Below are 10,241 nucleotides of genomic sequence, written 5' to 3'. Positions count from 1 at the left end.
GTAGGAACATTCGTGATAGGGTCTATATTAACTATCCCAATTGGACTTTCATTGGCAATGATTTGACCAGTCCCCCAATTGTTATTCAACATATTGGTGAAGTTAAAAACATCCGCACGCAATTGCAGGGTATTTCTTTTTCCACCTATATTGACGAAAAACTCTTGCATAAAGGATAAATCCAGCCTCCCTACTAAAGGAAATTGAACTGCGTTTCTCATAGCATACATGCCCCTTCTGCTACTCAAATGGGAATCTTGTTGAATGAACTGATTGAATTTATCCCGTTGGTCTTGAGCCGTATAGCTTATGCCATTCAATGTGAATGGTTCAAACTGCATCTCTTGCAATTGGGATTCAGTTGGTACAAATATCAAATCATTTCCCGCAATTAAGTCTCCATTGATATCGGTATTGTAGACATAAGAATCTACTCCCTGATTTCTGAGTTCGTAGAATAGCGAAATTGTAGAGGAATAGTTTTTCCCATATTCTTTTCGGTATCCCACGGAACTGATCAATCGGTGTCTTTGGTCATCTAAAGAGAACCCAAGTTCTGGGAAATTTCCTCCTCGTACGGAGTGAATGTTTTCATACGATAAAAAATGCTGCGTATTTCCGTCCACCATGTTTTTGGCTTGGGCATACGTATAAGCGGCCATAGCGTGAAGACCATTGTCAAAATATTTTTTCAATTGGAATGTCAAACTGTAAGAGTATCCCTTTGACGTATTATCCATAACTACAGCATTGGTAATATTTGGATTTCTTCGGTTGGCTTCATCTGAGAAGCCATAGAGAGGGCGATTGTCTGGTCCTGCTAAGGTTCTGGTCGATGGCAGTAAATTTGCATCATAGAAAATCAAATCATGCACCTGTGAAGTGTAAATACCTTCTACAGTAGCCACAATTCCGCCCCATATTTCTTTATCAATTCCTATGTTTGTTCGCCACACTTGCGGATTTCTAAATCGGGGATCTATGTACGCTAGATCGTAAGTTTCAGGTCTGCCTCCATTCTGAGGAATGTAAGCATTTGGATCTGGATTGAATGGGAAATTCGTTGTATTGTCTTCTCTGATTTGGCCTTGCAGCATCCCATTGGTATTGACCATATTGGAAATGTTGACATAAATTGGTCTACCGGAGAATAACCCCGTCCCCCCTCTGATTTGGAAAGTTCGATCACCTGTCACATCCCAATTGAAGCCAAGCCGTGGACTCCACATAAATTGCGGTTCGGGAAGTCTATCTGTTCTGATTTCAATAGGTTCTCCATTGGGCCTTCTAAAATCAAGCGTTGCAGCTTCAGGATTAAGTAGAGCTGTTTGATCATAGAATGGCACATCTAATCTAACTCCTAGTGTCAACTTAAAATTATTCGTAACATTGATCTCATCTTGTACATAGGCACTTGCAATGTATGCCCTGGTCACTGCTGTTGGTACAGATCCATCGGCAAGAGCTGAGAATTGTCGTTGAAATCTCCTTAATTCAATTGCTTCTCCTGCCGCATCCCGATAAAAATCATCCAAAGAATTGTAGACATAATGACCAAAGAAGGTAGGAGTAAAGGTGTATTCGAAATTAAAGAGTTCAAAATTTACGCCTGCGGTGAGGGTATGGTTATTTAAGTAAGCTGAAAAATTATTTTGAAACTGCCAAACATCCGAGTTGAGTGCTCTATTTGGTGAAAGTAAATCTGTACCGAATGTGATGTAATTTCTTCCATCCTGCAATATATCTACCATAGGGAAATCTCCGCCTTCCCAACTTCTGAAGTTTCTATTGGAGGTAAGCCCAAATCGTAATTCATTAGAAAATCTGTTCCCGAATGATGAGTTGAGTTCAATGATACCTGAATAAATATTATCGTTCAGTAAGTAATTTGAATTTTGGAAATTGAGTGAAAATAGGTTTTGGTTTCTTCCACCAAATCCCAAAGATGTACGTGCCACTGGTCTATCTCTTGAAGAAATCATGGTATTGAATCGGGCGCTTAGATGATGGTTTTCATTGATGTTATAGTCGAATTTGATCAAAAATTTGTCAGAAACTGTAGGTAAATTATAATCCTCGTACAATCCTGGGTCATAGTCAAAATTGGAAACCAAGAAATTCCTCAATTCATCCATATCAGATTGTAGTACTCGGGTTACATTGGCGCCTGTTCTTCCTGGTGCGCTTGCAACAAATGGGGAATTGGGATCTGATCTTCGTTCGGATTCTGCCGAAACGAAAAAGAATAACTTGTTTTTGATAATTGGACCACCCAATCTAAATCCGTACTGCTGCACATTGAAATCACTGGTGACTACTTCGGTTCCTCTTGCGTTGGATCCGACAAGTCTTTCATTCCGGTTGGTTATAAATGCAGAACCTCTAAATTCATTATCTCCGGACCGTGTGATTGCATTAATAGCAGCACCGGTAAATCCACCTTGGGTTACATCATAAGGGGCAATGTTTACTTGTATTTCTTCAATAGCATCCAGAGAAATAGGAGTAGAGTTGGTTGGAGCCCCAGGGATTGACCCTGAAAGTCCAAAAGCATTGTTGAAAATACTACCATCTAGAGAAAAATTGATAGCCTTAGGGTCCTGTCCGGCAAAAGACTCTCCATTGGACTGCGGAGTCAATCGGGTAAAGTCCTGAACACTTCTACTCAAGGTTGGCATTGTAGTAAGGGCTTCTCTATTTATTGTAGTGGCTGCGCCTGTCCTTTCATCATTCAATAAATTATCCCTAAAGCCGGCAACCGTTACCGCATCTAATTCGAAATCTTCATCACTCATTTTTACATTGAGTACATACCTTTGGCCCAGTGCGATATTTATATTTTCATAAATTCGGGTTTCAAAACCTATAAATGAGACTTCCACATGATAAGGTCCACCTGTCCGCATAGATGGAATAGTGAATCTTCCATTGGGTTGGGTGACCATGGTATAGGATGTTCCTGAAGGAGTGTGAACTGCCCGGATTGTCGCTCCGGGTAGCGGATCATCCAAATCATCAGTGATAAGTCCGGTCATGCTTCCACTTGTAACCCCTTGGCCGAAGGATGAGTGGAATGATGCCATTACTAATACAAATGATATAATTAAATTTATGTAAAGTTTTGCTTTCATGGATAAGAGCTTAAATTTTAAAAAACTGTTTCCATGTCTGTGCCACAAAACAAAAAGTTGTCTTAAGGCTTTAATTGCGGTATTTAGTTATAAAAATATTTAAGGTTTTATGGAATGATTCCCCTTTTTGGGGAATTTGGCCTCATTAATCCTGTATTTTTTATATCCTATAAAAAAGATAGGAAATATATGGTATATTTAAATCTTACTCTTAATATTGCAGAATGTTATTAGAAATAATTGTTGTTTTATATCATATTAAAACGATAGGAAATATATAATTTAACCAACATACACATATATGCACATAAAATCTTTACTCCCGCTATTTTTGTTACTTACTGGTTTTCATCTTAGTACACAAACCACAATCCATGGAATGGTAACGGACAAACTAGGAGAGCCAATTATTGGGTCATCTGTTGTGATTGAGGGCACAAATGATTATGCAATTACTGACGATAGGGGTATATTTGTGCTAAACACAACCAAAGCTTTTCCGCTTTCAATAAAAGCCAGTTTTGTTGGATTTCAGCCAAATACGTTGACCTTAAATTCATCTTCTTTGGAATTATTGGTTTTTGTCTTAGAAGAAGACAATCTCCTGTCAGAAGTACTGATTACTTCTAGGCGCCGTCAAGAAGAAATTCAAGCAGTACCAATTCCGGTTTCTGTGGTTTCCGGCGCCTTGCTGGAGGAGACACAGGCTTTCAATGTGAATAGGCTTAAAGAATTGGTTCCCACTGTTCAACTTTATTCCTCCAATCCAAGGAACACGACCCTAAATATCCGTGGCTATGGTTCGACCTTTGGTCTGACCAATGATGGCATTGACCCCGGAGTGGGTTTTTACGTGGATGGGGTGTTTTTTGCACGACCTGCAGTAACAGCCCTGGATTTTATAGATGTGGATCAGATTGAGGTACTCAGGGGTCCTCAGGGTACCCTTTTTGGAAAAAACACTACTGCCGGTGCATTTAATATTACAACCCGTAGGCCGAGATTTCAACCGGATGCTACCATAGAATCCAGTTTTGGGAATTTTGGTTTTGTGCAGACGCGAGGTTCGGTCACCGGGGCACTTTCCGAAAAATTTGCCGGAAGGTTATCATTTTCCGGAACCAAAAGGGATGGGCTGATTTACAATTTAGCCACACAAAAATATACCAATGACCTGAACAATCTTGGTGTAAGAGGCCAATTGCTTTATGTTCCTTCAGAGAAGGTAGAGATTTTGGTGGCTGCCGATGTCACCAGACAAAGACCGGATGGCTATGCCCAAGTTGTCGCAGGCGTTGTGGAAACCAGGAGAGCTCCCTTTAGGCAGTTTAACCAGATCATTCAGGATTTGGATTATGTCCTGCCCAGTACCAATCCATTTGATAGAATCATTGACCACGATACGCCATGGAAATCAGGCAATGACCTAGGTGGTGTGTCGATTAATTTAGATGCAGATCTTTTGGGTGGGACCTTGACTTCCACTTCCGCTTGGAGGTATTGGAACTGGGATCCTTCCAATGACAGGGATTTTACAGGTTTGCAAGCATTGGGCTTGTCTCAGGCACCTTCAAGACATGATCAATGGTCTCAGGAAATTAGGTATGCCGGGGACTTTTCGAATAAACTTAGTGGAGTAGTCGGGGTTTTCAGCTTATGGCAGGATTTAAGGTCATCACCTTTCCATACTGAGGAATCTGGAATCCATCAATGGAGGTTTGTCCAGAACAATCAAAATCCCTTATGGCGTACCCCAGGATTATTGGATGGCTTTGGGATAAGGACCAGGAATAGCCTTCAATCTTTTAGCGGAGCTTTTTTTGGCCAATTGGATTGGAAAATAACTGAAAAGTTGAACCTGCTTCCCGGATTGCGTTGGAATTATGATGAGAAACAGGTGTATTTTAACAGGGAAACTTATGGTGGTCTGCAAACGGATGATTTAGCATTGATTGCCTTGCAACAGTCCGTCTATAATGACCAGGAATTCGAAGCATTTGTGGATGAGTCTAATTTTTCCGGACAACTAACTTTAACTTACAGACCTTCAAAAAAGATCAATAGTTTTGGGACATTTTCTACCAGTTTCAAACCTGTTGGTATTAATTTGGGAGGATTGCCAAGGGAAGGAGACAGAACTATGATAGAATTGGCAAGAATTGAACCCGAATATGTAACCCATTTTGAATTAGGTCTTAAAACTAACCCAAGATCAAACGCAACTTTGAATATAGTGGCTCATATTACCGATATAAAGAATTTTCAGACGCTGGTACAAACACCGGATCTATCAGTCAATAGGGGATATTTGGCCAATGCAGAACGTGCAAATGTATCAGGTGTTGAAGTGGACTTTACTTTCAAACCATCGAGGTTTTTCCAGACTTTTGGTGCATTGGCCTACACGGATGCCAAATATGTGAAATTCACCAATGCCCCAGTGCCTTTGGAGGAAGTAGGAGGGGAGAGTTTCAAAGATATTTCGGGGGGAAGGTTGCCAGGAGTCTCCAGATGGGCAGGTTCTTTTGGAAGCGAATGGACCAAAGGCGCCAAGTTTCTGGGGCTTGGCGGTAAGTTTTTTGTAGGGTCTGAACTTTTCTTTAGGTCAACGTTTTCCAGCAGTCCATCGCCTTCTCAATTCATGAATATTGATGGATACGGTTTGTTGAATGCGAGGACAGGATTCAGAGGTGATTATGGATTTTCCATGTTTGTTTGGTCCAGGAACCTTACCAATACCCAATATTTTGAACAGTTGCTTCCTGGTGCAGGGAATGCTGGACATTATGCTGCTGTGTTAGGAGACCCGATAACAGTTGGGTTAACGCTAAAATTTAACTTTGAAATCATTTCAAGCCACTAAATTGTACCGCTTCGTTAAACCTTAAATTTTTATTTATATATCCTATCAAAAAGATAGGATATACAGGAATGATATGTTACTTTTAAATTGTCATAAATAAAGAGAAATTGGAAAAACTCATTTTAAAGATTAAATCAGAACCGAAATGGTCCTTATTCTTTGGATTAAGTTTGGTGATTTTGTTCTTGGTTACCTATAAATCATTGTTTGCTTTTATAGGAGAAGGGGAAAGTTGGGATGGGGAAATGTTCTTCTGGTTTTTGTTGGTTGGATTTATTGCTCAATCCATAGATGGGGCTTTGGGCATGGCTTATGGTGTTTCCTCTAATTCTATTTTGTTGGGAATTGGTATTCCCCCTGCGGTAGCCAGTGCCTGGGTGCATTTTGCACAGGTTTTCACCAGTTTGGCATCTGGAATTTCCCATTTAAAATTGGGTAATGTTCAATGGTCCTTGGCAAAAAGGCTGATGATTCCTGGGGTATTGGGTGCAATAATCGGAGCTTATTTTCTTTCCAGTGTGGATGGCGATACCATAAAGCCTTTTATTGCCATCTACTTATTGTTTATGGGCCTATTGATTCTTAAAAAGATTTTTAAAAAGAAGTCAAAACCTTTTGATGCTGAAGGAAAAAGCCTTCCTTATTTGGCAGGAGTAGGTGGATTTGCGGATGCCATCGGCGGTGGGGGCTGGGGGCCGGTAGTCAATTCTACCTTAATGGGTAAGGGGCAGCAACCAAGATTTGCCATAGGAACGGGTAATTTTGTCGAAATATTTGTTTCTTTAGCCAGTGCCAGTACCTTTTTATTTTTTATAAAAGAGCTGAATCTAGCACCAATACTTGGTTTGATAATTGGTGGTGTTATTGCGGCCCCATTTGCTGCTATGTTTGTAAAAAAGATTAACCCAAAAATTTTATTACTGATGGTTGGGCTATTGGTAATCGGTTTGAGCATACGGACATTTTATTTGGCAGTTGTCTAAATTAAACTTGCTATCCCGTCTGTATTGGATTTTTTGTATTTTAGCCATCAAAATAGACATATGCTTTCAAAAAGGGCCAAATACGCTATAAAAACCATATTGTTTTTACACGAAAATCAACGACATACACCTATTTCAGCCAAAGTCATTTCTGAAGCAGAGAAAATTCCCTATAAATTTTTGGAGAATATCCTTAGAGATTTAAAATCTCATCAAATTGTTAAAAGCCTTAGAGGTGCTGAAGGTGGGTATAGCCTAGCTAAAGAGCCTTCACAAATTTCTGTTTCTCAAATAATGAGGGCTATAGATGGTCCTATTGCGCTTATACCCTGCGTTTCCGAGAAATTTTATGAACCATGTCTTGAATGTACGGATGAGGAGACCTGTAGAATTAGGAAATTATTTGGTATTTTAAGGAATGAAATGGTTTCCATTTTAGATAAATCCATTACTGATTTGGCATCCTTATAATTTTTTATCTTATTACCCTATAAAATTGATAGGGTAATTAGGAAAAATAAAAAACCTTTATTTTCTTTACGTCGGATTACAAATTAACAACCTATGGGACTTTCGACAGCAGCCATCGCGACTGAGCAATTACAACAAGTTTTAAGGATTCAACCATCTGAGGAAGCAGCCTTTTCCAATAAATCATTGATTGAAGATTGGTTTCAACAATCTCCCTTTTTCATGCTAAAAAGTCAGTCCCGTTTTGATTTCCCCAATTTCCCTGAAACCCAGAAAGTATTTCATGTGCTGTACTTTGAATGGGATCAGGATGAGGCACGGCTCAAGGCTTTATTCAATGGTTTGATACTATTGGGCCAAGCTCCTGGGGTTGTGTTAGAATTTCAAAAAGAATTGAATACTTATGCGTTAAAATATTATGCGCATAATGCAACTTCGGTACTGGTTTATCTTCAGAAATTAGAACTTTATCTAATGAAAGATTTAAGATTCAAGCAGGTTTTGTCTTCCTACCTCATCCAGGAAAGAAAGCATCAACAAAGTCAAAGCCTATTACATAGAGAGCTATTTGCTCAATAAAATAAAATTAACAAAAAACTTAGGGAAAGGGGAAAATCTTATGGGATTTTCCCCTTTTTGGTTTGAATTCCGAATATTTAAAGCAAATTTTGTGACTGGTTTCAAGTTATAACCCAAACCAATACAATGAATAAATACATAGATCTCATTCAGCAGACCTTTGATTTCCCTACCAAAGAGTTTCATGTAGAAAATAATGAATTACATTTTAATGGTGTGAATTTGATGGACATCATCAAGACCTATGGCACCCCATTGAAACTGACCTATTTGCCCAAGATTTCGGAAAATATACAAAATGCCAAGACTTATTTTGGCAATGCCATAGAGCAGCACGGCTATAAAGGAAAATATACCTATTGCTATTGCACCAAATCTTCTCATTTCAGCTTTGTTTTGGATGAGGCTTTGAAAAATGATATCCATATTGAAACCTCTTCCACCTTTGATATTCCCTTGGTGAGGAACTTGTTTGAGAAGGGGAAAATCACCAAAGAAACCTTCATTGTCTGCAATGGCTTTAAGCGGGAGCTGTACAAGCAGTATATCACAGAGCTCCTGAATGATGGTTTTGTGAACTGTATTCCTGTGTTGGACAACCTTTCTGAGATTGATTATTACTTGGAGCATGTAAAAGTTCCTTTCCAAGTGGGCATCAGGATTGCGGCAGATGAGGAACCGAAATTTGGATTCTATACTTCAAGGTTGGGAGTACGCTATAGTGATATTGTGAAGTTGTACGAGGAAAAAATCAAAGACAATCCCAATGTAAGCCTTAAAATGCTGCATTTCTTTCTCAACTCCGGGATAAAAGATACCGCTTACTATTGGTCAGAGTTGACAAGATTTATCCAAAAATATGTGGATTTGAAGAAAATTGCCCCTTCTTTGGATACCATGGATATCGGTGGCGGCTGGCCCATCAAAACCAATGTATTTTTTGACTATGATTATCAATACATGGCAGAGCAGATCGTCAAAAACATCAAATGGATGTGTGCCAAAAACCATACGGATGAGCCCCATATTTTTACAGAATTTGGTTCTTATACCGTTGGGGAGAGTGGTGCTGTGCTTTATTCCATTTTGGATGAAAAACTCCAAAATGACAAAGAGCTATGGTACATGATTGACGGTTCCTTTATCACCCAATTGCCGGACAGTTGGGGACTCAACCAAAAGTACATCATGCTGGCGGTCAATAATTGGGACAATGAGTACCACAACATCAATTTGGGTGGGTTGACTTGTGATAGTATGGATTACTATAATTCAGAAGCCCATCAGTTTAATATTTACCTGCCAAAAGTGGAAGAAGGCAACAAGCAGTATATTGGCTTTTTTCATACAGGTGCCTATCAGGAATCTTTGGGAGGATACGGAGGTATTCAGCATTGCCTGATTCCTGCCCCCAAGCATGTGCTGATAGACAGGGAAAAGGATGGCAGTATCAAGCATTGGCTTTTCGCACCGGAACAACATGCAGAAAGTATGTTAAAAGTATTGGGATACTAAAAAATTAATAAGGCGTGTTTGAAAAATCACGCTTTTTTTTGAACTTTTTTCCTGTATTTCAGGTATTTAAATGTGTGACTTATATCACATAAAACCTGAGTTTCCATGAAATTTCTGATTAATTTAATTTTTGTTGGTTTGTTTTTTTTGTCCATTAAAAATGGAGTGAGAATCGTTTACATGGAGGACGAACCAACAGATATCCAAGAAATGATTTTTTTTAAAAAAGAATCAAATAATCATTTGGACAGGGGAGAAAAGCTATTACATGAAGCAGAAAATGAGCTTATAGAAATCGCCAAGGAAAGAGGAGTAGAGTTAGTTGAGATATTTGTGATTGAAATGCAACATGGTGAAATCCCCACCGAGTCCCAATTTGGAAAGAGGGGCTATGTCTCTCTTTGGGTTTCCTTACAAAATCACAATAATTAATGGTTTAATAAAAAAATGTAAGGATGTTTTGTCTTTAGCTTAAAATTTAATTTTGCCTACAATTCCCATATGTAGCAGAATTGTTATTTTGTTTTAAACTATTTTTTGGACTAAATTAAATTATTGAAATTTTAAGTTTTATCATTAATAACCCGTTGTGCTAATTAAGTTATAGCAACCTTCAAGTTATTAATAGGTCTATCAAAAACAAATTTATTTATGTATTGGATCAGTGTAAGAGCAGTAATCTTGGCAAGGATTCTTGTT

Annotated in this window: 7 protein-coding genes and 1 pseudogene; 6 read left to right on the top strand and 2 right to left on the bottom strand. The window is 38.8% G+C overall.

From position 1 onward, the window contains the following. On the bottom strand, positions 1 to 3,035 hold a 3,035-nt coding region (locus tag QZT73_RS04815), incomplete at its 3' end, for a carboxypeptidase regulatory-like domain-containing protein (RefSeq protein WP_291786894.1). Positions 3,036 to 3,510: 475 nt separating this feature from the next. Between QZT73_RS04815 and QZT73_RS04810 the strand changes: the two genes are divergently transcribed. The 6 genes from QZT73_RS04810 to QZT73_RS04785 all read left to right on the top strand — a co-directional run bounded on the left by QZT73_RS04810 (position 3,511) and on the right by QZT73_RS04785 (position 9,974). Beyond that, complete coding sequence (locus tag QZT73_RS04810) at positions 3,511 to 5,994, top strand: TonB-dependent receptor (protein WP_291786892.1); 2,484 nt, start codon at positions 3,511 to 3,513, stop codon at positions 5,992 to 5,994. A 107-nt stretch (positions 5,995 to 6,101) separates the two neighbouring features. Further along, entirely contained in the window at positions 6,102 to 6,977 is an 876-nt protein-coding gene (locus QZT73_RS04805; RefSeq protein ID WP_291786889.1) for a sulfite exporter TauE/SafE family protein, read from the top strand. Between the two features lie 60 nt (positions 6,978 to 7,037). Further along, on the top strand, positions 7,038 to 7,448 hold the full coding sequence (locus tag QZT73_RS04800) for an Rrf2 family transcriptional regulator (RefSeq protein ID WP_291784740.1): 411 nt from the start codon (positions 7,038 to 7,040) through the stop codon (positions 7,446 to 7,448). 93 nt (positions 7,449 to 7,541) lie between these two features. Next, entirely contained in the window at positions 7,542 to 8,027 is a 486-nt protein-coding gene (locus tag QZT73_RS04795) for a hypothetical protein (protein WP_291786887.1), read from the top strand. A gap of 126 nt (positions 8,028 to 8,153) precedes the next feature. Beyond that, a complete protein-coding gene (locus tag QZT73_RS04790; RefSeq protein WP_291784736.1) occupies positions 8,154 to 9,542 on the top strand; it encodes an arginine decarboxylase in 1,389 nt (462 codons plus the stop codon). A 105-nt stretch (positions 9,543 to 9,647) separates the two neighbouring features. Then, positions 9,648 to 9,974, top strand: a complete 327-nt coding sequence (locus QZT73_RS04785; RefSeq protein ID WP_291786885.1) for a hypothetical protein — start codon at positions 9,648 to 9,650, stop codon at positions 9,972 to 9,974. A gap of 164 nt (positions 9,975 to 10,138) precedes the next feature. Here QZT73_RS04785 and QZT73_RS04780 read toward each other — a convergent pair. Further along, positions 10,139 to 10,241: pseudogene (locus QZT73_RS04780) on the bottom strand (IS982 family transposase); the annotation flags it as partial.

The organism is Cecembia sp. (assembly GCF_007126775.1).
Classification (GTDB): domain Bacteria; phylum Bacteroidota; class Bacteroidia; order Cytophagales; family Cyclobacteriaceae; genus Cecembia.
This window is presented reverse-complemented; position numbering and strand designations above follow the sequence as displayed.

Bases quoted from the DNA above. Each gene is read 5' to 3' on its own strand.
- QZT73_RS04810 (WP_291786892.1), top strand. From the start codon at position 3,511: ATGGTAACGGACAAACTAGGAGAGCCAATTATTGGGTCATCTGTTGTG.
- QZT73_RS04800 (WP_291784740.1), top strand. From the start codon at position 7,038: ATGCTTTCAAAAAGGGCCAAATACGCTATAAAAACCATATTGTTTTTA.
- QZT73_RS04795 (WP_291786887.1), top strand. From the start codon at position 7,542: ATGGGACTTTCGACAGCAGCCATCGCGACTGAGCAATTACAACAAGTT.
- QZT73_RS04790 (WP_291784736.1), top strand. From the start codon at position 8,154: ATGAATAAATACATAGATCTCATTCAGCAGACCTTTGATTTCCCTACC.
- QZT73_RS04785 (WP_291786885.1), top strand. From the start codon at position 9,648: ATGAAATTTCTGATTAATTTAATTTTTGTTGGTTTGTTTTTTTTGTCC.